Source organism: Streptomyces sp. NBC_00503, assembly GCF_036346895.1.
In the GTDB taxonomy this organism is placed as follows: domain Bacteria; phylum Actinomycetota; class Actinomycetes; order Streptomycetales; family Streptomycetaceae; genus Streptomyces.
This window is the reverse complement of record NZ_CP107855.1, coordinates 2,639,999-2,663,127: the sequence shown is the minus strand read 5'-3', so window position 1 is coordinate 2,663,127 and position 23,129 is coordinate 2,639,999. Positions and strand designations below refer to the sequence as shown.

The 23,129-nt window shown below is 72.3% G+C and carries 21 protein-coding genes; 14 read left to right on the top strand and 7 right to left on the bottom strand.

What is annotated here, in order from left to right; all coding sequences use genetic code 11:
• Nucleotides 1-62 precede the first annotated feature (62 nt).
• Nucleotides 63-944, top strand: coding sequence for a YceI family protein (locus OG490_RS12485; protein ID WP_443065795.1), 882 nt, complete (start codon nt 63-65; stop codon nt 942-944).
• 18 nt (nt 945-962) lie between these two features.
• Here the strand turns inward: OG490_RS12485 and OG490_RS12480 are convergent, their stop codons facing one another.
• Entirely contained in the window at nt 963-1,205 is a 243-nt protein-coding gene (locus OG490_RS12480) for a hypothetical protein (RefSeq protein ID WP_330296362.1), read from the bottom strand.
• Nucleotides 1,206-1,278: 73 nt separating this feature from the next.
• Here OG490_RS12480 and holA point away from each other — a divergent pair, with 73 nt between their 5' ends.
• Nucleotides 1,279-2,271, top strand: coding sequence for a DNA polymerase III subunit delta (holA, locus tag OG490_RS12475; RefSeq protein ID WP_330296361.1), 993 nt, complete (start codon nt 1,279-1,281; stop codon nt 2,269-2,271).
• Between the two features lie 185 nt (nt 2,272-2,456).
• Here holA and OG490_RS12470 read toward each other — a convergent pair whose 3' ends face one another.
• Together OG490_RS12470 and OG490_RS12465 are read right to left on the bottom strand one after the other, a co-directional pair.
• Nucleotides 2,457-2,945 (bottom strand): hypothetical protein, encoded by a 489-nt coding sequence (locus tag OG490_RS12470; RefSeq protein WP_330296360.1) that lies wholly within the window; start codon nt 2,943-2,945, stop codon nt 2,457-2,459.
• Between the two features lie 511 nt (nt 2,946-3,456).
• Nucleotides 3,457-4,821: an MFS transporter gene (locus OG490_RS12465; protein ID WP_330296359.1), complete on the bottom strand. Its 1,365-nt coding sequence runs from the start codon at nt 4,819-4,821 to the stop codon at nt 3,457-3,459.
• A 100-nt stretch (nt 4,822-4,921) separates the two neighbouring features.
• On the opposite strand from OG490_RS12465, the gene OG490_RS12460 reads away from it, so the two are divergent.
• On the top strand, nt 4,922-5,536 hold the full coding sequence (locus OG490_RS12460) for a TetR/AcrR family transcriptional regulator (RefSeq protein WP_330296358.1): 615 nt from the start codon (nt 4,922-4,924) through the stop codon (nt 5,534-5,536).
• A 270-nt stretch (nt 5,537-5,806) separates the two neighbouring features.
• Here the strand turns inward: OG490_RS12460 and rpsT are convergent, their stop codons facing one another.
• Nucleotides 5,807-6,073 (bottom strand): 30S ribosomal protein S20, encoded by a 267-nt coding sequence (gene rpsT / locus OG490_RS12455; RefSeq protein WP_330296357.1) that lies wholly within the window; start codon nt 6,071-6,073, stop codon nt 5,807-5,809.
• A gap of 226 nt (nt 6,074-6,299) precedes the next feature.
• Here rpsT and lepA point away from each other — a divergent pair, with 226 nt between their 5' ends.
• The 3 genes from lepA (at nt 6,300) to hemW (ending at nt 11,633) form a co-directional block, all read left to right on the top strand.
• On the top strand, nt 6,300-8,165 hold the full coding sequence (gene lepA / locus OG490_RS12450) for a translation elongation factor 4 (RefSeq protein ID WP_330296356.1): 1,866 nt from the start codon (nt 6,300-6,302) through the stop codon (nt 8,163-8,165).
• A gap of 252 nt (nt 8,166-8,417) precedes the next feature.
• On the top strand, nt 8,418-10,310 hold the full coding sequence (locus tag OG490_RS12445) for an AMP-dependent synthetase/ligase (protein WP_330296355.1): 1,893 nt from the start codon (nt 8,418-8,420) through the stop codon (nt 10,308-10,310).
• A gap of 90 nt (nt 10,311-10,400) precedes the next feature.
• On the top strand, nt 10,401-11,633 hold the full coding sequence (gene hemW / locus OG490_RS12440; protein WP_330296354.1) for a radical SAM family heme chaperone HemW: 1,233 nt from the start codon (nt 10,401-10,403) through the stop codon (nt 11,631-11,633).
• Between the two features lie 47 nt (nt 11,634-11,680).
• On the opposite strand, the gene OG490_RS12435 is transcribed toward hemW, so the two are convergent.
• Nucleotides 11,681-12,478: a DUF3097 domain-containing protein gene (locus tag OG490_RS12435; protein WP_330296353.1), complete on the bottom strand. Its 798-nt coding sequence runs from the start codon at nt 12,476-12,478 to the stop codon at nt 11,681-11,683.
• Between the two features lie 28 nt (nt 12,479-12,506).
• A complete protein-coding gene (locus tag OG490_RS12430; RefSeq protein WP_330296352.1) occupies nt 12,507-13,232 on the bottom strand; it encodes an MBL fold metallo-hydrolase in 726 nt (241 codons plus the stop codon).
• Between the two features lie 163 nt (nt 13,233-13,395).
• Here OG490_RS12430 and hrcA point away from each other — a divergent pair, with 163 nt between their 5' ends.
• From hrcA to OG490_RS12400, 6 genes are all read left to right on the top strand, one after another.
• Nucleotides 13,396-14,412, top strand: a complete 1,017-nt coding sequence (gene hrcA, locus OG490_RS12425) for a heat-inducible transcriptional repressor HrcA (RefSeq protein WP_330296351.1) — start codon at nt 13,396-13,398, stop codon at nt 14,410-14,412.
• A complete protein-coding gene (gene dnaJ / locus OG490_RS12420; RefSeq protein ID WP_330296350.1) occupies nt 14,413-15,552 on the top strand; it encodes a molecular chaperone DnaJ in 1,140 nt (379 codons plus the stop codon).
• Between the two features lie 191 nt (nt 15,553-15,743).
• Nucleotides 15,744-16,835: a nitronate monooxygenase gene (locus OG490_RS12415; protein WP_330296349.1), complete on the top strand. Its 1,092-nt coding sequence runs from the start codon at nt 15,744-15,746 to the stop codon at nt 16,833-16,835.
• Nucleotides 16,832-17,578 carry a 16S rRNA (uracil(1498)-N(3))-methyltransferase gene (locus OG490_RS12410; protein ID WP_330296348.1) on the top strand — a complete coding sequence of 249 codons (747 nt, stop codon included), beginning with the start codon at nt 16,832-16,834 and terminating at the stop codon, nt 17,576-17,578. The genes OG490_RS12415 and OG490_RS12410 overlap by 4 nt, the downstream gene beginning before the upstream one ends.
• Before the next feature lie 165 nt (nt 17,579-17,743).
• Complete coding sequence (locus OG490_RS12405) at nt 17,744-18,103, top strand: histidine triad nucleotide-binding protein (RefSeq protein WP_330296347.1); 360 nt, start codon at nt 17,744-17,746, stop codon at nt 18,101-18,103.
• Nucleotides 18,104-18,106: 3 nt separating this feature from the next.
• Complete coding sequence (locus OG490_RS12400; RefSeq protein ID WP_330296346.1) at nt 18,107-19,012, top strand: ribonuclease Z; 906 nt, start codon at nt 18,107-18,109, stop codon at nt 19,010-19,012.
• Nucleotides 19,013-19,122: 110 nt separating this feature from the next.
• On the opposite strand, the gene OG490_RS12395 is transcribed toward OG490_RS12400, so the two are convergent.
• Nucleotides 19,123-20,574 carry an MFS transporter gene (locus tag OG490_RS12395; RefSeq protein ID WP_330296345.1) on the bottom strand — a complete coding sequence of 484 codons (1,452 nt, stop codon included), beginning with the start codon at nt 20,572-20,574 and terminating at the stop codon, nt 19,123-19,125.
• A gap of 270 nt (nt 20,575-20,844) precedes the next feature.
• On the opposite strand from OG490_RS12395, the gene OG490_RS12390 reads away from it, so the two are divergent.
• Complete coding sequence (locus OG490_RS12390) at nt 20,845-21,951, top strand: carbohydrate kinase family protein (RefSeq protein ID WP_330296344.1); 1,107 nt, start codon at nt 20,845-20,847, stop codon at nt 21,949-21,951.
• 122 nt (nt 21,952-22,073) lie between these two features.
• Nucleotides 22,074-23,120, top strand: a complete 1,047-nt coding sequence (locus tag OG490_RS12385; RefSeq protein WP_330296343.1) for a PhoH family protein — start codon at nt 22,074-22,076, stop codon at nt 23,118-23,120.
• The last annotated feature ends 9 nt before the right edge of the window (nt 23,121-23,129 follow it).

Sequence of the window (23,129 nt, the reverse complement as noted above, 5' to 3'; positions counted from 1 at the left end):
CATGATCGAATGCGTTTTCGCCAGAGCGGTCCAAGTCCACACAGCACGGGGGTGCATAAACCATGTTCAGTCGCAGACGGGGGATGGATTCGGCGGGAAGTGCGAGTCCCCAGACATCCGCGACACTGACGCTTCCTCATACGGCACGGCTGCTCAGCTGCCGGGTTCTCGACACGGTCCACCAGCCGGTGCGGCAGGCCCAGTTCGAGGTGACCGACCCGATCGGCCGGCGGATCGTCAGCGGGGAGACCGACCCGTACGGCGGCTTCACGGCGACCGTGCCGGCGGGCGAGTACCGGCTGTCCGTCACGGCCGAGGGCTACGCGCCCTTCCACGGGGCGACGCTGGTGGGGGACCCCGCGCAGCCCGGCACCGGGGAGATCATCCTCGATGCGGTGGAGCCGCCGCTGCTGCCGCAGCCCGGCCACTGGGAGCTCGATCCGGCGCATTCCTCGATCGGGTTCTCGTCCCGGCACATCGGCCTGGCCCGGATCAACGGCCGGTTCAACACCTTCGCCGGCGCGGTGCGGATAGCCGACCGCATGGAGGACTCCTCCATGCACGTGATCATCGACGCGGCGAGCATCGACACCGGGCTGCGGATGCGGGACGACCACCTGCGCTCCGCGGACTTCCTGGACGCGGCCCGCCACCCGACCGTGGAGTTCTACAGCGAGCGGTTCATCCACCGGATCGGCAGCCGCTGGTCCGTGGCGGGCGCCCTGACCCTCCACGGGGTCAGCCGCTCCGTGACCCTGGACACCCAGTACCTGGGCCTAGGAGCGGGCATGGAGGGCGAGCCGAGGGCAGCCTGCCGGGCCACGGCCGAGCTGCAGCGGGAGGACTTCACGCTGAACTGGCAGTCGATGCTGGCGCACGGGATCGCGGCGATCGGTTCGAGCGTGGAAGTGGCGTTGGACATCCAGGTCGTGCACAAGGCCTGACCGGGGGGCACCGAGGTCCTACGGGGCTTCGAGCCAGCCGTCGTACTCGGCGGCCAGATCGTCCAGGGCGGTGGCGTCGAGGCCTTCACGGGGGTCCTCGACGACCACCAGCCACTGGGCGTCCTCGGCATCGTCCTCGCCCGCCAGGGCGTCGCGGACCACCTGCGGCTCCTCCGGGAGGCCGAAGCGGTCAACCACCTCCCGGGCCACCTCTTCGGCGGAGTCGCGGTCGGGCAGGACCAGTACATGTCGCACGTTCACCCGGTCATTCTCCGGCACGGGGAACGGGCCGTGGAGCGAGGGGCTGTCAGTACGACATGGGATGCTGGATCCGATGGCCACCAGGAAGAATTCCACCGACGATCCGCTTGCCCCCATCACCCTCGCGGTGGGGCAGGAGGACCTGCTGCTCGACCGCGCCGTGCGGGAGGTGGTGACGGCGGCCCGGGCCGCCGACGCCGACACCGACGTGCGCGACCTCACCTCCGATCAGCTCCAGCCCGGCACGCTGGCCGAGCTGACCAGTCCCTCGCTCTTCTCGGAGCGCAAGGTGCTGGTCGTGCGCAACGCACAGGACCTGTCGGCGGACACGGTCAAGGAGGTCAAGGCGTACCTCGAGGCGACGTTCGAGGAGATCAGCCTCGTCCTGCTGCACGCGGGCGGGGTCAAGGGCAAGGGCCTGCTCGACGCGGCGCGCAAGGCGGGCGCCCGGGAGGTCGCCTGTCCGAAGATGACGAAGCCGGCGGACCGGCTGTCGTTCGTGCGGGGCGAGTTCCGCACGCTGGGCCGTTCCGCGACCCCGGAGGCCTGCCAGACGCTGGTCGACGCGATCGGCAGCGATCTGCGGGAGCTGGCGAGTGCGGCGGCGCAGCTGTGCGCGGACGTCGAGGGCACGATCGACGAGACCGTGGTCGGCCGCTACTACACCGGCCGCGCCGAGGCTTCGAGCTTCACGGTCGCGGACCGGGCGGTCGAGGGCCGGGCGGCCGAGGCGCTGGAGGCCCTGCGCTGGTCCCTGTCCACCGGGGTGGCGCCGGTCCTGATCACGAGCGCGCTGGCCCAGGCCGTGCGGGCGATCGGCAAGCTCGCCTCGGCCCCGCGGGGAGCCCGCCCCGGCGACCTCGCGCGCGATCTCGGCATGCCGCCGTGGAAGATCGACCGGGTCCGGCAGCAGATGCGCGGATGGTCGGCGGACGGCGTCGCGGACGCCCTGCTCGCGGTGGCGGCGGCCGACGCGGGGGTCAAGGGCGGGGGCGACGACCCGGAGTACGCGCTGGAGAAGGCGGTCGTGGCAGTAGCCCGCGCGGCCCGCCGCCCCCGCGGCTAGTGCGGTCACAGCACTAGGGGGTGTCTGATGGATCTCCGCGGCGTCGCGACGCCCGGCACGTGCTCTCGCTGCACCGGCCGAAAGCCCGAGTACGCCCAGTACGCAGGCTTCCGGCCGGCACACCGAGAGCACGCACCGGACGCCGCTCCTTCCCCACGGAGATCCATCAGACACCCCCTAGGCCGTCAGGGCTCAAGGGTGGAGGCGACGCCCACGGCGGCGAGGAGTTGCAAGGGGAACTCCGGATCCGCCTGACCGATCGCCAGGGCGAGCCACCGGGCGGAATCCGGCAGCCGCCACACCTGCATGCTTCCGGCGACGTTGCTCAGCAGGGCGAGCGGTTCGGGAGCCGAGTACTGCGGGTCCGGGTCGTCGAAGCCGAGGTACGGCCACAGCTCGACCGTCTCCGGGCGGCCCCACCGGGAGGTCAGGCTCTTCGACAGCGCGACGAGATCGGCTTCGAGCTCCTGCTCGGCCGCCTCGACGACCTGCTCGCTCCGGTCGTCCCAGAAGTCCCGGCTCTCCCGCAGCACTGCCAGGTGGTACCCCGGCCCTCCCGACCTGCCCTCTTTCCCCGGCCGGAGTTCCTGCTCCGGGAAGGGCAGCGCGATCAGACCGTCGACAGCCGAAAGGTGGGCGTCGCCAGCGCCTGCGGACAGGGAGTAATCGGCCACGGCAGGAGCCTATCCGCCCCTCCCGCGACTGTCGGTGCCCGCTCCTGGGGTGCCGGTATGACCGTGCCCACCGTTGAAGAGTCCTGGATCCGCATCGAGGGCCGGCTCACCCGGCCGGCGTGCGAAACCGGCATCGACACCTACCCGGAGACAGTGCGGGCGCTGGAGCGGATCAGCCGGGACGAACCGGTGGACCTTCCGGCCGACGAGGCCCTCGACCTGCGGATGAGGACCCTGTCCGCGGAGGCCCGTGCGGCACGGGGGCTGCTGGACGCCGCCCGGAACCACCGCGACCGGCGCCCGTCACCGCGGCCGGCTTCACCGCGTGGGCCCTACGGGATTCCGCGGCCGGGGCGCTCGCGGGTTCCTGCTGCTGCCCCTGCCCGCCGCGTGGGGAACGGTCCTGAGCCGACGGCTGTCCGTGCGCCGGCGCGACGACCTCGCGGCGGACCTGGCCCAGGGGGTGTCCGGCAGCCCCGGCCGTCGCCGCGTGGTTGCTCCCCCGCGCGGGTCAGTGGGCCATCGCGTGGGCGGAGGAGACGGCCGGGCGGCCGCGGGGGAGGAGGAGGGGTGCGGCCAGGGCGAGGGCCAGGGCCGGGAGGGCGAGGGTGGTGAAGCCGCCCGAGGCGAAGGCGGCGATGCCGACGGCCGCGCCCAGTTCGTGCGAGGTGCCGACCAGCCCGGAGGCCACGCCGGTGTGGTCGGGGCTCACTTCGGAGAGGGCCGCGGTCGTGGCGCAGACGAACGCCGCACCGAGTCCGAGGGCCAGGAGGGCGAAGCCGGGGACCAGACCCGTCCAGAGCCCGCCGAGGGTGGTCACGGCCGCGCCCGCGGCGGCCAGGGCGAAGGACGCGGCGGCGAGGGGGCGCCAGCCGAAGCGGGGGACGAGCCGGGAGCCGAGGTGTGCGCCCGCCGTGACGGCCACCGCCGCGGGGAGGAAGGCCAGGCCGGTGACGAGCGGGCTCCGCCCGAGGGAGACCTGGATGTGCAGGGAACTCAGGTAGAACGCCGTCACGAGCAGGCCCGCCGCCCCCAGCATCACCGCGGCGCCGCCCAGCAGGTTCCGGCGGCCCGGCAGGGCCCGGGGCATGACGGGGTGGCGCGACCGGCGCTCCGACACCGCCAGGAGCACCCCCGCGGCCAGGGCCCCGACCGTCCAGAGCCAGGAGCGTTCGGTCAGCCCGTAGACGAGCGCGGCCGAAGCCAGGGTCAGGAGGAGGACTCCCGGCACGCCCACCCGGCTCCGGGCGGCCGTCCTCGCACCGCCGGGGGTGCGCGGCGCACGGCCCAGCAGCAGCGGGACGAGGCCGAGGACGAGCGCCCCGACGGGGAGGTTGACGTAGAAGATCCAACGCCAGCCGGGGCCGTCGGTGAGGATTCCGCCGAGCAGCACCCCGATGGCCGCGCCCGCGCCGCCGATCGCAGCCCAGGCGCCGAGGGCGCGGTGCCGTTCGGGGCCCTGGAACAGCGCCGTGACCAGGGCCATGGCGGCCGGGGAGAGCAGCGCCGCGCCGAGGCCCTGCGTGGAGCGCGCCGCGATCAGGGTGGCGGCGTCGGCCGCGAGTCCGGACGCCGCCGAGGCGGCCGTGAAGAGGGCGAGCCCGGCCAGGAACGTCCGCGGCGCCCCGAACCGGTCCGCCAGCCGCCCGCCGGCCATCAGCAGGGCGCCGAAGAAGAGGGTGTACGCGGTGACGACCCAGGTGAGTCCGGACCCGGTGAGGGTGAGGTCGCGGCTGATGGCGGGCAGGGCGACGTTCACGACGGTGACGTCGGCGATCAGCATGAACTGGGCCAGGCCGAGCAGCGTGAGCAGCCGCCACCGCTGCGGATGGGGGCTTCCAGAGTGGTGCGGGGTGTGCGGGGTGTCCGAAGGCATGGCGAAGCCGCTCCTAAAGTTAACAGGGGTGTTAAGAATCTTGGATCCGAGTATGCGGCCCCGCCGGGGGAATGTGAACACCGGTGTTAAGTTTGGCTCCATGGTCACCGACGCACCCCGCCCCCGCCGCGCCGACGCCGAGCGCAACACCGCCGCGATCGTCGATGCCGGCCTGGACTGCTTCCTCGCCGACCCGCAGGCGAGCATGGCCGCCATCGCCCGCGCCGCCGGGGTCAGCCGCGTGACGCTCTACTCGCACTTCCCGACCCGCGAGGCGCTCCTCGATGCCGCCCTCGACCGGGCGGTCGCCGAGTCCGCGGCCACCCTCGAGGCGCTCGACAGCGAAGCCGGGACCGAGGCCGGGGCCGGGATCGGGACCGAGCCCGGGACCTTCGAAGAGGCTCTCGCACGGCTCATCCGCGGCTCGTGGCGGCTGCTGGACCGGCACTCCGCCGTCTTCGCCCTGGTCTCCACGACCCTCCCGCCCGAGCAGCTGCGCGAGCGGCACGACCGGGTCCTGGCCCCCGTCCGGCGCCTGCTCGGCCGCGGCCGGGAGGGCGGCGAGGTGCGCTCGGACCTGTCTGTCGACTGGCTGGTCGCGGTGGTCTACAGCCTCGTCCACGCGGCCGCCGCCGAGGTCCAGGCCGGCCGGATGTCCGCCGAGGAGGCGCCGGAGGCCCTCACGGCCACCGTGCTCGCCGCCGTCGCCGGATAGCGCGAAGCAGCGGGCAGCGGGCAGCGGGCGGCCGGCAGTCGGCAGTCGGCAGCCGGTGACCGGTCGCCGCGACCGGCCCCGGGCAATGCGAAGGCCCCGGCCGTCACCCTGGGGAAGGGTGGGGGCCGGGGCCTTCGGTACTGCTGTGTTGCTGTGTTGCTTTGGTTGCGCCGCACCCGCGTGGCGAACGCTTCGTGTGCGGCGCGGGGTGCCGGTCGGGAGCGGGAGAGAGGGCCCGCTGGATCCCTACCCGGCGATCACATCAGGAGCTCAGCCCTGGAGGGAGGCAGCCTTGATCGCCAGCGCCGACTTCTTGTTGGCGGCAGCGTTCTTGTGGATGACACCCTTCGAGACAGCCTTGTCGAGTGCACGCGCGGCGGCGCGAGAAGCCACGGTGGCCTTCTCGACGTCACCGGCGGCGACGGCCTCGCGGGCCTTGCGGATCGCGGTCTTGAGCGAGGACTTGACGGCCTTGTTGCGCAGGCGCGCCTTCTCGTTCGTCTTGTTCCGCTTGATCTGGGACTTGATGTTCGCCACGAAAGAGCCTTTGCAGGTTCAGAGATTTGATCTTCGGATTTGTGTCCCGGAAGCTTAGAGGGCATACGAGACACAGCTGCTCAGGCTACCAGGCGCGCTCCGACCGGCCCAAACCGAGCGCACTGCCCAGTCCATGGGACCATGGAAGCCTGCGTACAGATCCGACTTGGCGCAGACCGACGCTCACCACTTCGTTCCGACTGAGACCCGAGAATCAGGACACTGCGTGCCCGCGATCCCCAGCCACGTGCCCGAGCCGAGCCGTACCGACCCGGCGCTGATCCGCAATTTCTGCATCATCGCGCACATCGACCACGGCAAGTCGACCCTCGCCGACCGGATGCTCCAGCTCACCGGCGTGGTGGACTCGCGGCAGATGCGCGCCCAGTACCTCGACCGCATGGACATCGAGCGTGAGCGCGGAATCACGATCAAGTCCCAGGCGGTCCGACTGCCGTGGGCGCCGAACACGGGCGAGGACCAGGGCAAGACCCACATCCTCAACATGATCGACACCCCCGGGCACGTCGACTTCACCTACGAGGTCTCGCGCTCGCTCGCCGCCTGCGAGGGCACGGTCCTCCTGGTGGACGCGGCCCAGGGCATCGAGGCCCAGACCCTCGCCAACCTGTACCTGGCGATGGAGAAGGACCTGGCGATCGTCCCGGTCCTGAACAAGATCGACCTGCCGGCCGCGCAGCCGGAGAAGTTCGCCGAGGAGCTGGCGAACCTGGTCGGCTGCCAGCCCGAGGACGTCCTGCGGGTCTCCGCGAAGACCGGCCTCGGCGTGGACGTGCTGCTCGACAAGATCGTCGCCACGGTCCCGGCCCCGGTCGGTCCCAAGGACGCCCCGGCCCGCGCGATGATCTTCGACTCGGTCTACGACTCGTACCGCGGCGTCGTGACCTACGTCCGTGTCGTCGACGGCCAGCTCAACAAGCGCGAGCGCATCCGGATGATGTCCACCGGCGCCACGCACGAGCTGCTGGAGATCGGTGTCTCGTCCCCGGAGATGACCCCGGCCGACGGCATCGGCGTCGGTGAGGTGGGCTACATCATCACCGGCGTGAAGGACGTCCGTCAGTCCAAGGTCGGTGACACCATCACCAGCCTGAACAACGGCGCGACCGAGGCCCTCGGCGGCTACAAGGACCCGCGTCCGATGGTCTTCTCGGGTCTGTACCCGCTCGACGGCTCGGACTACCCCGACCTGCGCGAGGCCCTGGACAAGCTCCAGCTCAACGACGCCGCGCTGGTCTACGAGCCGGAGACCTCGGCGGCGCTGGGCTTCGGCTTCCGCGTCGGCTTCCTCGGCCTGCTCCACCTGGACGTGGTGCGCGAGCGCCTGGAGCGCGAGTTCGGCCTCGACCTGATCGCCACCGCGCCCAACGTGGTCTACCGCGTCGTCCTGGAGGACGGCAAGGAGGTCACCGTCACCAACCCGAGCGAGTTCCCCGAGGGCAAGATCAGGGACGTGTTCGAGCCGGTCGTACGGGCCACCCTGCTCGCGCCCTCCGAGTTCATCGGCGCGATCATGGAGCTGTGCCAGCAGCGCCGCGGCACGCTCCTGGGGATGGACTACCTCTCCGAGGACCGGGTCGAGATCCGCTACACCCTGCCCCTCGCCGAGATCGTCTTCGACTTCTTCGACCAGCTGAAGTCCAAGACGCGCGGTTACGCCTCCCTCGACTACGAGCCCACCGGCGAGCAGTCCGGCAGCCTGGTCAAGGTCGACATCCTGCTGCACGGCGACAAGGTCGACGCCTTCTCCGCCGTCTGCCACAAGGACGCGGCCTACGCCTACGGCGTGCGCCTGGTCGCCAAGCTGCGCGAGCTCATCCCGCGGCAGGCCTTCGAGATCCCGATCCAGGCTGCCGTCGGCTCGCGCGTCATCGCCCGCGAGACCATCCGCGCGATCCGCAAGGACGTCCTCGCCAAGTGCTACGGCGGTGACATCTCCCGTAAGCGGAAGCTGCTGGAGAAGCAGAAGGAAGGCAAGAAGCGCATGAAGATGGTCGGCTCCGTGGAGGTCCCCCAGGAGGCCTTCATCGCCGTCCTCTCCAGCGACGAGTCCGGCGGCAAGAAGAAGTAGGTGCCGTAGAGGCGCTGTGGATCGGACAGGCCCCCGTGCTGCGGCGCGGGGGCCTGTTTCGTTATGAATCGGCGCCCCAAGGGCTCTTACGCGCCAGGCGGACGGCCCCTAGTCTGATCACTGCTCGATGGTTACTCGCCAGTTTATTTTTTAACGGGCGCCGCCAAGCCCTGACTCAGCCACCCTGACCCACCACCCAGTCAGTCCGCCCCTGTGAAGAACAGGCCCTGCCGCGTGGTCCGGAGGATGTCCGTGAGCGACACACAGACCTTGATCGAGAACCGTCCGCCCTCCGTGGCGACCCTCTTCCTGGAGCGTGTCGCCGCCACGCCGAACGCCGAGGCCTACCGCTATCCGGTCCCCGCCGCCGACGGGAAGGGCGGCCCCGACGACTGGAAGTCGCTCAGCTGGGGGCAGGCCGCCGAGCGGGTCTTCGCCATCGCGGCCGGAATCATCGAGCTCGGGATCCAGCCGGAGCAGCGCGTCGCGCTGGCCTCCAACACCCGGGTGGAGTGGATCCTCGCCGACCTCGGCATCATGTGCGCGGGCGGCGCCGTCACCACGATCTACCCGAGCACGAACGCCGAGGAGTCGGCGTTCATCCTCTCCGACTCGGAGAGCCGGATCCTGATCGCCGAGGACGGCAAGCAGCTGGCCAAGGCCCGCGAGCGCCGGGCCGACCTGCCCGACCTCGCCCATGTGGTGGTCCTGGAGGCCGCCGACGCGGTGTCCGCCGAGGGCGACCCGGAGGGCTGGGTGCTCTCCCTCGCCGACCTGGAGGCGCGCGGCAAGGAGTACCTCGCCAAGCACCCCGAGGCGGTCAAGGAGAAGGTCGCGGCCATCACCGCCGAGCAGCTCGCCACCCTCATCTACACCTCCGGCACCACCGGCCGCCCCAAGGGCGTGCGGCTGCCGCACGACAACTGGTCGTACCTGGCCAAGGCCATGGCCGCCACCGGCCTGATCGGCAAGGACGACGTCCAGTACCTCTGGCTGCCGCTCGCGCACGTCTTCGGCAAGGTGCTCACCTCGGGTCAGATCGAGGTCGGCCACGTCACCGCCGTCGACGGCCGCATCGACAAGATCATCGAGAACCTGCCGGTCGTCCAGCCGACCTACATGGCGGCCGTCCCGCGCATCTTCGAGAAGGTGTACAACGGGGTCGCCGCCAAGGCCAGGGCCGGCGGCGGAGCCAAGTACAAGATCTTCCAGTGGTCCGCGGGCGTGGCCCGCGAGTACGCCAAGGTCACCCAGGACAACTTCCGCCGCACCGGCAACGCGACCGCGCCCCTCGGCCTCACCGCCAAGCACAAGATCGCCGACGTGCTCGTCTACTCCAAGCTCCGCGAGGCCTTCGGCGGCCGTCTGCGCGCCGCCGTCTCCGGCGCCTCCGCCCTCGCCCCCGAGATCGGGTACTTCTTCTCCGGCGCGGGCATCCACATCCTGGAGGGCTACGGACTCACCGAGTCCAGCGCCGCCTCCTTCGTCAACCCCGGCGAGGCCTACCGCACCGGCACCGTCGGCAAGCCGCTCCCCGGCACCGAGGTCCGCATCGCCGACGACGGCGAGGTCCTCCTGCGCGGCCCCGGCATCATGCAGGGCTACCACCGGCAGCCCGAGAAGACCTCCGAGGTCCTGGAGGCCGACGGCTGGCTGCACACGGGAGACATCGGCGAGCTGTCCCCGGACGGCTACCTGCGCATCACCGACCGCAAGAAGGACCTGATCAAGACCTCGGGCGGCAAGTACGTCGCCCCGGCGGAGATCGAAGGCCAGTTCAAGGCGATCTGCCCCTACGTCTCCAGCATCGTCGTACACGGCGCCGACCGGAACTTCTGCTCCGCCCTCATCGCCCTCGACGAGCCCTCCATCCTGGTCTGGGCCGCCGAGAACGGCCTGGAGGGCAAGACGTACTCCCAGGTCCTGGCCGCCCCCGAGACGGCCCGTCTCATCGAGACCTACGTCCAGACCCTCAACGAGGGCCTCCAGCGCTGGCAGACGGTCAAGAAGTTCCGCCTGCTGCCGCGCGACCTCGACGTCGAACACGGCGACCTCACGCCCAGCCTCAAGCTGAAGCGGCCGGTCGTCGAGCGTGAGTTCAAGCACCTGATCGAGGAGATGTACGAGGGCTCTCGCGAGGCGTAGCAATACCGGCGGGGCGGTCCACCGCCCCGCCGGCAGTGGGGCGCGGTCCGCGCGGGACCTGCCCAGCGGTGGTTGCGGGACAATGGGCCCATGCCTTCCGCACTGCCCGACGGTGAACCCATGCCCGAAGACGGCTCGCTGCCGCCGCACGCCCTGGCGGGCGCCGGGGAGCGGCCCCTCGGGTTCTACCTGCACGTCCCGTACTGCGCCACGCGCTGCGGCTACTGCGACTTCAACACCTACACGGCCACCGAGCTGCGGGGTACCGGCGGCGTGCTCGCCTCCCGGGAGAACTACGCCGACACCCTGATCGACGAGGTCAGGCTGGCGCGCAAGGTGCTCGGGGACGACCCCCGGGCAGTGCGGACCGTCTTCGTGGGCGGCGGCACGCCCACGCTGCTGCCCGCCGGGGACCTCGTACGGATGCTCGCGGCGATCCGGGACGAGTTCGGACTGGCCGAGGACGCCGAGGTGACCACCGAGGCCAACCCGGAGTCGGTGAACCCGGAGTACCTGGCGGAGCTGCGGGCCGGGGGATTCAACCGGATCTCCTTCGGCATGCAGAGCGCCAAGCAGCACGTCCTGAAGGTGCTGGACCGCACCCACACGCCCGGCCGGCCCGAGGCCTGCGTCGCGGAGGCGCGCGCGGCGGGCTTCGAGCACGTGAACCTGGACCTGATCTACGGCACCCCGGGGGAGTCCGACGAGGACTGGCGGGAGTCCCTGGCCGCCGCGATCGGGGCGGGCCCGGACCACGTGTCGGCGTACGCGCTGATCGTGGAGGAGGGCACCCAGCTGGCCCGGCGGATCCGCCGGGGCGAGGTCCCGATGACCGACGACGACGTGCACGCGGACCGGTACCTGATCCTCGACTCGGTCATGGCCGAGGCGGGGTACTCCTGGTACGAGGTGTCGAACTGGGCCACCACGGAGGCCGGGCGCTGCCTGCACAACGAGCTGTACTGGCGCGGGGCCGACTGGTGGGGCGCCGGCCCCGGAGCCCACTCGCACGTGGGCGGGGTGCGCTGGTGGAACGTGAAGCACCCCGGCGCCTACGCCGCCGCCCTGGCCGAGGGCCGTTCCCCCGGCGCGGGCCGGGAGCTGCTCTCCGCGGAGGACCGCCGGGTGGAGCGGATCCTGCTGGAGTTGCGGCTCGTGGACGGCGTCCCGCTGTCGCTGCTCGCCCCGGCGGGCCTCGCCGCCTCCGGCCGCGCCCTGGCGGACGGTCTGCTGGAGCCGGTCCCGTACGAGGCCGGCCGGGCCGTGCTGACCCTGCGCGGGCGGCTGCTGGCCGACGCCGTGGTCCGGGACCTGGTCGACTGAGCCCGTCCGGACAGGACGGCTACGCCGTACCCGTCCGGACCGCACGGCTACGCCGTGACGTGGTCGATCAGGTGTTCCACCGCACCGAGCAGGGTGGGCTCCAGGTCCTTGTACGAGGTCACCCGCGACAGGATGTGCTGCCAGGCGGCGCCGGTGTTCTCCGGCCAGCCCAGGGCCCGGCAGACGCCCGTCTTCCAGTCCTCGCCGCGCGGGATCACCGGCCAGGCCGGGATGGAGAGCGCGGACGGCTTCACCGCCTGCCAGACGTCCACGTAGGGGTGGCCCACGATCAGGACGTGCGGCGAGGTCACGGCGGCCGCGATGCGCGACTCCTTCGAGCCCGGGACCAGGTGGTCCACCAGGACCCCCAGCCGGGCATCGGCGGCCGGGCCGAACTCCGCCACCACGGAGGGCAGGTCGTCGATGCCCTCCAGGTACTCCACGACCACGCCCTCGATCCGCAGGTCGTCGCCCCAGACCCGTTCCACCAGCTCGGCGTCGTGGCGGCCCTCGACGTAGATCCGGCCCGCCCGGGCCACCCGGGCCCGCGCTCCGGGGACGGCGATGGAGCCCGAGGCCGTACGGGCCGGGCCGACCGGGCCCCGGGCCGGGCGGGTCAGGGTGACCACCGCGCCCTCCAGGAGGAAGCCGCGGGGCTCCAGCGGGAACGCCCGGCGCTTGCCGAAGCGGTCCTCCAGGGTGACGGTGCCGGCCTCGCAGCCCACCACCGCGCCGCAGAAGTCGCCGGCGGCCACCTCGACCACGAGGCCGGGGTCGGCGGGCACCTCCGGGACGGGCTTGGCGCGCTTCCACTGCGGGGTCAGGTCGGGGGAGTACTCACGCATCCGGCCGAGGGTAGGAGAGCGCGCGGCCTCAGCCGTCCGACACGCCGAAGCGGGCCGCCAGTGTGTCGCGTTGCGCACGGACAAAGGCCGCATCCACCACCGCTCCGTGGCCCGGCACGTACAGCGCGTCATCGCCGCCCAGTCCCAGCAGCCGGTCGAGCGCCGCCGGCCACTGCCGGGGCACGGCGTCCGGACCCGCCTGGGGCTCGCCCGACTCCTCGACCAGGTCGCCGCAGAAGACCACCTCGCGGGTTCCGGGCACGAAGGCGGCCAGATCGTGCCGGGTGTGCCCGGGGCCCACGTTGGCCAGCAGCACCTGCACCCCGCCCAGGTCGAGCGTCCACTCGCCCGACACCAGGTGGCGGGGGACCACCAGCAGGTCCACGGCCTCGGCGGCCTCGGCCGGGTCCAGACCGTGCCGGACGGCATCGGCCCGCAGGTCGTCGTGGCTGACGGACAGCAGGGCGTCCAGCCCGACCGGACCGTAGACCTCGGCCCCGGCGAACACCGATCCGCCCAGCACGTGGTCGAAATGTCCGTGTGTGAATGCGAGATGGGTCACGCGCCGGCCCGCCAGCCGCTCGGCCTCGGCCCGCACCTGCGCGCCTTCCCGGACGGAGGACCCCGGGTCGATGAGAAGGGCCGAATCGTCGCCCACCACCAGTCCCACGGTGCAGTCCCACACCGGCAGACGCCGCCGGCCGGCCCGTTCGGTGAGCCGTTCCCAGCCCGCCTCTTCCCAACGCACGTCCATGCCGCGACGCTACCTTGGCGGGCCGCCCTTGCTAGGGGTGTACCACCCCGCCGTACACTGACCGGGGGATCTCTGGCACTCGAATGCGCAGAGTGCCAGCAAACCGACAGCAAACCGGCGGCGGTCCGAGCCGCGGGCGAAGGAAACGACGGAGGTGTGCGCGATGCTCAGCGAACGCAGACTCGAAGTGTTGCGCGCCATCGTCCAGGACTACGTCGGGACGGAGGAGCCGGTCGGCTCCAAGGCGCTCACCGAGCGCCACCGGCTCGGCGTCTCGCCCGCGACCGTGCGCAACGACATGGCCGTGCTGGAGGAAGAGGGCTACATCGCCCAGCCCCACACCAGCGCCGGCCGGATCCCCACCGACAAGGGCTACCGCCTCTTCGTCGACAGGCTGGCGGGGGTCAAACCCCTGTCGACGCCCGAGCGCAGGGCCATCCAGAACTTCCTCGACGGGGCCGTCGACCTCGACGACGTCGTCGGCCGGACCGTGCGGCTGCTCGCGCAGCTGACCCGGCAGGTCGCCGTCGTCCAGTACCCGAGTCTGACCCGCTCGACCGTCCGGCACGTGGAGCTGCTCTCGCTGGCTCCCGCGCGCCTGATGCTCGTACTGATCACGGACACGGGCCGGGTCGAGCAGCGGCTCGTCGACTGCCAGACCCCCTTCTCGGACACCTCGCTCGCCGATCTGCGGGCCCGTCTCAACAGCCGTGTCGTCGGCCGCCGGTTCACCGACGTGCCGCCGCTCGTGCAGGACCTGCCGGAGTCCTTCGAGGCCGAGGACAGGGTGACGGTGAAGGCCGTCCTCGACACCCTTCTCGAAACGCTGGTGGAGGAGGCGGAGGAGCGGCTGATGATCGGCGGCACCGCCAACCTCACCCGTTTCGGACACGATTTTCCCCTGACGATCAGGCCGGTGCTCGAAGCGCTGGAGGAGCAGGTCGTGCTCCTCAAGCTGCTGGGCGAGGCCAATGAGTCGGGAATGGCCGTAAAGATCGGGCATGAGAATGCCTACGAGGGACTGAACTCCACGTCCGTCGTCTCGGTCGGCTACGGTTCGGGCGGCGAAGCAGTCGCCAAACTCGGCGTGGTCGGACCGACCCGCATGGACTACCCCGGAACGATGGGAGCGGTACGCGCAGTGGCACGTTACGTCGGACAGATCCTGGCGGAGTCGTAAGTGGCCACGGACTACTACGCCGTTCTCGGCGTGCGCCGCGACGCATCGCAGGACGAGATCAAGAAGGCCTTCCGCCGCCTCGCGCGCGAACTCCACCCGGATGTGAATCCGGACCCGAAGACGCAGGAGCGCTTCAAGGAGATCAACGCCGCGTACGAGGTGCTCTCGGACCCGCAGAAGAAGCAGGTCTTCGACCTCGGCGGCGACCCGCTGTCCTCCTCGGGCGGTGGCGGCGGCGCGGGCGGATTCGGGGCCGGTGGCTTCGGCAACTTCTCCGACATCATGGACGCCTTCTTCGGCCAGTCCCAGCAGCGCGGACCGCGCTCGCGGACCCGCCGCGGCCAGGACGCCATGATCCGCCTCGACCTGGAGCTGGACGAGGCCGCCTTCGGCACGACCAAGGACATCCAGGTCGACACGGCCGTCGTCTGCACCACCTGCTCCGGCGAAGGCGCCGCCCCCGGCACCTCGGCGCAGACGTGTGACATGTGCCGCGGCCGCGGTGAGGTCTCGCAGGTCACCCGGTCCTTCCTGGGCCAGGTCATGACCTCGCGCCCCTGCCCGCAGTGCCAGGGCTTCGGCACCGTGGTCCCGACCCCGTGCCCCGAGTGCGCGGGAGACGGCCGGGTCCGCTCCCGGCGCAGCCTCACGGTCAAGATCCCGGCGGGTGTCGAGAACGGCACCCGGATCCAGCTCGCGGGCGAGGGCGAGGTCGGCCCCGGCGGCGGCCCCGCCGGCGACCTGTACGTGGAGATCCACGAGCTGCCGCACCCGACCTTCCAGCGGCGCGGGGACGACCTGCACTGCACGGTCACCATCCCGATGACCGCGGCGTCCCTGGGCACCAAGTGCCCGCTGGAGACGTTGGACGGCCTGGAGGAGATCGACATCCGGCCCGGCACCCAGTCCGGGCAGGCGATCCCGCTGCACGGCCGGGGCGTGACGCACCTGCGCGGCAACGGGCGCGGCGACCTGATCGTCCACGTCGAGGTCACCACCCCCGCCAAGCTGGACGCGGCGCAGGAGGACCTGCTGCGCCAGCTGGCGAAGCTGCGCGGCGAGGAGCGGCCGCTCGGCCAGTTCGCGCCGGGCCAGCAGGGGCTGTTCAGCCGCCTGAAGGACGCCTTCAACGGGCGCTGAGCCCCGCGCGGGAACCCGTACCGCAAGTACGGCGTGACCCGCAGGAGAACCACCGCGAGCCCGGTCCGGGGATGCCCCGGACCGGGCTCGTCGCATGCCGCCGACGCGTTTGCGACAACCCGCTGAAGCGGACTATGCCAGGCGAATGCCGTGATTCGGTCCCATGAGCGGGACATGGCACGATGCAGTCCATGTCCTCCGCACCGAACGGTCTGTTCGCGTACCCGATCGTGCAGGCGCCCATGGCGGGCGGCGCGTCCTGTCCGCCGCTGGCCGCCGCCGTGTGCGAGGCGGGCGGACTGGGGTTCCTGGCCGGCGGCTACAAGACCGCCGACGGCATGTTCCAGGAGATCAAGCGGCTGCGGGCGCTGACCCGGCGCCCCTTCGGAGTCAACCTCTTCATGCCGCAGACCGGTTACGTGGACCCGGCCGCCGTGGAGGTGTACCGCGGCCAGCTGGCCAGCGAGGCCAGCTGGTACGAGATCTCGCTCGCCGAAGAGGACATCATCGGCACCTGCGACGACGGCTACGACGCGAAACTCGCCATTCTTCTCGAGGACCCCGTCCCGGTGGTCTCCTTCACCTTCGGCCTGCCGTCCCCCGCGGCCTTCACCTGCCTGCGCAAGGTCGGTACGTACACGATCGCCACCGTCACCTCCGTCGAGGAGGCGCGGGCCGCGCAGGCGGCCGGCGCCGACGCCGTCTGCGTCCAGGGCATGGAGGCCGGCGGCCACCAGGGCACCCACCGCGACGACCCGCAGGCCGATGGCACGGCGGGGCTCGGACTGCTCGCGCTCGTGGCGCAGGTACGGGAAACCGTGGCCCTCCCGATCATCGCGGCGGGCGGCCTGATGCGCGGCTCGCAGATCGCCGCGCTGCTGGCGGCGGGCGCGGAGGCGGCGCAGCTCGGCACGGCCTTCCTGGTCTGCCCCGAATCCGGCGCGGATCCGCTGCACAAGAAGGCGATGACCGACCCGCTCTTCGTCCGCACGGAGATGACCCGGGCCTTCTCGGGGCGCCCGGCCCGCGGGCTGGTGAACCGGTTCATGCGCGAGCACGGGCCGTACGCCCCGGCCGCCTACCCGCAGATCCACCACCTGACCTCGCCGCTGCGCAAGGCGGCCGCCGCGGCCGGGGACCCGCAGGGCATGGCCCTGTGGGCGGGCCAGGGGCACCGGCTCGCGCGGGCGCTGCCGGCCGGGGAACTGGTGGAGGTGCTCGCGGCGGAACTCGCCGCGGCCCAGAACGTTTTGAAGGCAATGCAGATGAGGAGTGCGTCATGACCGCCCCGGTGTTCGTGGTCGAAGAAGTCCCCGCGGGGCCGGAGTTCGTGCTGGACGGCCCCGAGGGCCGCCACGCGGTGTCCGTGAAGCGGCTGAACCCGGGCGAGGACGTGGTCCTCACCGACGGCCGGGGCCGGTGGATCGAGGGCGTGGTCAAGGCGGCGGAAGGCAAGGACCGCCTGGTCGTCATGGACCTGGAGTCCTTCATGGACGAGCCGGAGCCCGACGTCCGGATCACCGTCGTCCAGGCCCTGCCCAAGGGCGACCGGGGCGAGCTGGCCGTCGAGACGATGACCGAGACGGGCGTGGACGCCATCGTGCCGTGGCAGTCCTCGCGCTGCATCACCCAGTGGCGCGGCGACCGCGGGGCCAAGTCCCTGGCCAAGTGGCGGGCCACGGCCCGGGAGGCGGGCAAGCAGTCCCGTCGGGTCCGCTTCCCGGAGGTGGCCGAGGCCATGTCCACGAAGCAGGTGGCGGCGCTGCTGGCCGGGGCCGACCTGGCGATGGTCCTCCACGAGGACCGCGATACCCCCTCCGAGGCGCTGGCCACCGCCGAACTGCCCGTCGAGGGCTCCGTCGTGCTGGTGGTGGGCCCCGAGGGCGGGGTCTCCCCGGAGGAGCTGGCCGTGTTCGCCGAGGCGGGGGCCCACCCCTACCGCCTGGGCCACTCCGTGCTGCGGACCTCCACGGCCGGCACCGCGGCGGTGGCGGTCCTGCTGGCCAGGACGGGCCGCTGGTCCTGACGGGCGGCCGGTCCTGACGGGCTTCTGGTCCTGACCGGCTGACGGTCATGGCGGTTCGCCGGTCCTGGCAGGTCGGGGTCGGAGTTGTCCACAGGCGCGGCGGCCGCCGCCCGGCGGTGGATACGATGCCGGAAGCGATCAACGACCGTCACGGAAGGCTCAGCAATGGCCGGGGAACCGCAGGCCGACTGCCTGTTCTGCAAGATCATCGCGGGGAACATCCCGGCGACCATCGTCCGGGAGACCGAGACGACCGTCGCCTTCCGGGACATCAACCCGCAGGCGCCCACGCACGTGCTCGTCATCCCGAAGGCGCACTACCCCGACGCGGCCTCCCTCGCCGCGGCCGAGCCCGCGCTGGCCGCCGACGTGCTGCGCGAGGCCGGACAGGTCGCCGCCGAGGAGAAGATCGACGAGCACGGCTACCGGGTCGTCTTCAACACCGGAGCCGGCGCCGGCCAGACCGTCTTCCACGCCCACGCGCACGTCCTGGGCGGCCGCGGCCTCCAGTGGCCCCCCGGATAAGCCGTGTCCGTACGGGAATTCGTGGTGCTGGGCACCGCCAGCCAGGTGCCCACGCGCCACCGCAACCACAACGGCTACCTGCTGCGCTGGGACGGCGAGGGCATCCTCTTCGATCCCGGCGAGGGAACCCAGCGCCAGATGCTGCGCGCCGGGGTGGCCGCGTACGACATCAACCGGATCTGCATCACCCACTTCCACGGTGACCACAGCCTCGGCCTCGCCGGGGTGATCCAGCGCATCAACCTCGACCGGGTCCCGCACCCGGTCACCGCGCACTATCCGGCCTCCGGGCAGAAGTTCTTCGACCGGCTGCGGTACGCCACGGCCTACCGCGAGACCGTCCAGCTGGCCGAGGAACCGGTGGCCGAGGACGGGATCCTGGCGCGCGGGGACGCGTACACCCTGGACGCCGTGCGGCTCTCCCACCCGGTGGAGTCCTTCGGCTACCGGGTCACCGAGCCCGACGGGCGCCGGATACGGCCCGAACTGCTCGCGCTCCACGGGATCAAGGGGCCGGACGTGGGCCGGATCCAGCGCGAGGGGCACCTCGGCGGGATCACCCTGGAGGAGGTCAGCGAGGAGCGCCCCGGGCAGCGGTTCGCCTTCGTGATGGACACCCGGCTCTGCGAGGGCGTCGAGACCCTCGCGCAGGGCTGCGACATGCTGGTCATCGAGTCGACCTTCCTCGACGAGGACGTCCGCCTCGCCACCGACCACGGTCACCTCACCGCCGGACAGGCCGCCCGGGTGGCCCGGGACGCCGGGGTGCGCCACCTCGTGCTCACGCACTTCTCGCAGCGCTACGGCGACCCCTCGGAGTTCGAACGCCAGGCCCGTGCGGCCGGGTTCGAGGGCGAGCTGACGATCGCGGCCGACCTCGTACGGGTTCCCGTGCCGAAGCGGGCGTAGTCCCGGGGCGGGACCGGCGCCGGGTCCGACAGCGGGCCCAGGCCCGGACTCGGGCCCGGGCTGCGCCAGAGGCCAGGCAGGGGGGACCCGGGGCCGGGGCCGAGGGCGGGCTACCGGGACCCGGCTCCTGCCCGCCGGCGGGCCAGCTCCCGGGTCCGGCGGGCCGCTGTCGGGGCGAGCAACAGCACCCGGAGCGGGGCCAGCCGGAGCGGGCGGGCCGGGAGGCCGGCGAGTTCCACGACCTCCAGTTCCGGCGCGCCGACCCTCGGCACCGAACCGGCCGGGGTCCCGGCGCCCGCGGCCAGCACCGCGGCCGCCACCCCGCCGCGCCGCCGCACCGAACCGGGGGTCAGCGGGCGTCCGCCGACGTGCAGGGCCACGGCGGCCATCGGGCCGGCCACGACCAGCAGCAGGCCCCCGAGGGCCAGGCCCATGCCGGGGAAGCCGAAGCCCTCGGCGAGCAGGCTTCCGGCGACGGGCCCGCAGGCCACGCCGAGGGAGGACGCGGAGCCGACCAGGACCGCCCAGCGCCCGCGCGGGTCCAGCGCCGCCGCGAGGCCGATGGCGTAGGAGAGGACGACCGGGTAGAAGGCGTTCCACAGCACCTCCCCGGCGGCGAAGGTGCCCAGGCCGTGCGCGTGCGAGGCCAGCACCACGCAGCCGGCGATGGCGGCGGTGCCCGCGCCCACCGGGACGGCCCGGCCCAGCCGTGCGCCGAGCGCGGAGGCGGCGGTGACCCCGAGCAGTCCGGCGCCGAGCGCAGCCGCGAAGACGATGCCGAGGGTGACCTCGGACAGGCCCGCCTGCTGCGCGCCGATGCGGCCGCTGACGCCCCACAGGGCGTTTTGCGCGAGGGACCACAGCATCAGGGCCCCGGCCAGCACCATCCCCGCGCGCGGGTACGGCAGCCGCCCGCGGACCCGTACACCCCGGTCCGCCGCGACCCGGCCCCGTACGGTCCGGCCGCGTACGGTCCAGCCCCGTACGGCCCGGTCCCCAGCGGCGGTGTCCCCCGCAGCCGGTGCGCCGAGGCGGCCCGTGGCGGGCCAGCACGCCGTCGCGATCAGCGCGATCGCGGCGAAGGGCAGCCAGTGGCCCCCGCCGAGCCGGGGCAGGGTCAGGTACAGCGCCCCGGCGGTCGCCGAGACCGACAGCAGCCCGAGCGAGGAAGTGCGGTGCGGGTCGCGCTGCGCGGCGATCCCGGAGGCGGCCACGGCGGTGGCCGTACCGGAGCCGAACCCGCCGACGACCGCGCCCGCGACGACGAGCGGGAGCACCGTGGTGGCGGCCGCCGTGCCGTAGCCGAGGACGGCCAGGAGCAGCCCGAGCCGGGCCAGCGGGCGGGGCCCGTGGCGGGGGATGCGGGAGGCGAGGGCGAATCCGGCGGCGGCGGAGCCCAGGAGTAGGACCGAGCCGATCAGCCCGGCCTGCGCGGGACTCAGCGGGAGGTACGCGTCGAGCCGGCCGACGACGGTCGGCAGCAGGTACGGGGCGGTGTAACCGGCGGTGAAGAGCGCGACGAGCGGCCAGGCGGCGGGCGGCGCGGGGGTGTGGTCCGACACGGGTGTTCCAGGTGGTGCGCAGGCGGAGCGAGAGGTTCCGCACGAGAGGCGGGGCCTCTGTCTATCAAGAGGCCGGAGCCCCGGAATAGGGCGTTCGGGCAGTGATCTGCGTCACACTGTATTCCTGCTGTATTCCGGCCGCGCTCCGCCGTCCTTCCAGGCAGGAAAGACCGGGCGACGACCGGGCCCCGACCCGTCGTCGAGACGAACCACCAATAATTTCGAGCAAGACCGATTCCAGCGGAACGCGTGCCGAACGGGGAGTACATCGTGAGCAGTCGGGACAGCCGCAACAGCCAGGACAGCCGAACCGCCGCCGTGGACCCGCTGGGCCCACTGCGCGACCCACAAGAGCCGGGCTGCGACGTGTTCCTGACCGGAATGGTCTTCCTCGACATCATCTTCACCGGCCTGGACTCGGCCCCGGTGCGCGGCACGGAGTCCTGGGCGCGCGGCATGGGGTCCAGCCCCGGCGGCGTCGCCAACATGGCCGCAGCCCTGGCCCGGCTCGGGCTGCGGACCTCGCTCGCCGCCGCCTTCGGCGACGACCACTACGGCGAGTACTGCTGGGACGCGCTGGAACAGGGCGAGGGCATCGACCTGTCGATGTCGCGGACCGTGCCCGGCTGGCACAGCCCCGTCACGGTCTCCATGGCCTACGAGGGCGAGCGCACGATGGTCTCCCACGGCCACGAGGCCCCGCTCCCGGCCGGCCCCGGCCCGTTCCCGCGGTGCCCGCCGCGCGCCCGCGCCGCCGTGGCTTCGCTGGGCCCGGGCGGCGGCGAGGCCTGGGTGTCCGAGGCGGCCCGGCGCGGGGCGCGGATCTTCGCCGACGTCGGGTGGGACGAGAGCGGGCGGTGGGACCTGGGGGCACTGTCCGACCTGGAGCACTGCGAGGCCTTCCTGCCCAACGCGGGCGAGGCGATGCGGTACACGCGCACCGATTGCCCGCGCGCGGCGGCCCGAGCGCTGGCCGAGAAGGTCCCGATCGCGGTGGTGACGATGGGCTCCGAAGGCTCGTACGCCGTGGACGGGCGGACCGGGGAGAGCGCCGAGGTCCCCGCGATCACGGTGGACGCCCTGGACCCGACCGGCGCGGGCGACGTGTACGTGGCGGGCTTCCTCACCGGCACCCTGGCCGGCTGGCCGCTCGCGGACCGCCTCGCCTTCGCGGGCCTGACGGCGGCCCTGTCGGTGCAGGAGTTCGGCGGATCCCTGTCGGCCCCCGGCTGGCCAGAGGTGGCCGCCTGGTGGCGGACCGCCCCGGAGGCCGTGCGCGGGCGGTACGGATTCCTGGACGATCTGGTTCCGCCGGGCGCCGCCCCCGCCCGCAGGCGCCGGGCGGTTCCGACCATCGGCTTCCGCCACTCGGCGTAGGCCCGGAAGGCTTGTAAAACCCCTCGGGGAAGCGGCGGCGGCGACGTAGGCTTGGAGATCCGGAGGCCGTCGACCGGCGAGGCCCCTCAGTGGGAGGTATGTGCAGGCCACAGTGCCGGCCCATGACTCAGACACCGACAGCCAAGACCCCCGCGCCGGGGCAGGCGCGAGCCCACTTCACCGTTCCGGCCACCCACCCGATGGTGTCCGTCCTCGGCTCGGGCGACGCCCTGTTGCGCGTGATCGAGAAGGCCTTCCCGAAGGCCGACATCCATGTTCGGGGCAATCAGGTCAGCGCGATCGGCGCGGCGGCGGAAGTCGCACTGATCCAGCGCCTGTTCGACGAGATGATGCTGGTGCTCCGCACCGGGCAGCCGATGACGGAGGACGCAGTGGAACGCTCGATCGCCATGCTCAAGTCGAGCGGCAACGGCGAGGGCCCGGACGAGTCGCCCGCCGAGGTGCTCACCCAGAACATCCTCTCCAGCCGCGGCCGCACCATCCGCCCCAAGACCCTGAACCAGAAGCGGTACGTCGACGCGATCGACAAGCACACGATCGTCTTCGGAATCGGCCCCGCCGGTACCGGCAAGACCTACCTCGCCATGGCCAAGGCGGTCCAGGCCCTGCAGTCCAAGCAGGTCAGCCGGATCATCCTGACCCGCCCGGCGGTCGAGGCGGGCGAGCGCCTGGGATTCCTCCCCGGCACCCTCTTCGACAAGATCGACCCGTACCTGCGCCCCCTCTACGACGCCCTGCACGACATGATCGACCCGGACTCGATCCCCCGCCTGATGGCGGCGGGCACCATCGAGGTGGCGCCCCTGGCGTACATGCGCGGCCGCACCCTCAACGAGGCCTTCGTCGTCCTCGACGAGGCGCAGAACACCACCCCCGAGCAGATGAAGATGTTCCTGACCCGGCTCGGGTTCGACTCGAAGATCGTCGTCACCGGTGACGTGACCCAGGTCGACCTGCCGGGTGGGGCCAAGAGCGGTCTGCGTCAGGTCCAGGACATCCTCGAAGGGGTTCCCGACATCGCCTTCTCGCGGCTCACGTCCGAGGATGTCGTCCGGCACAAGCTGGTCGGCCGTATCGTCGATGCGTACGAGAAGTACGACGACAGCCAGGACGGGAAGCCGTCCCGGAACGGCTACCAGCGGAAGTAGACCCCAGCG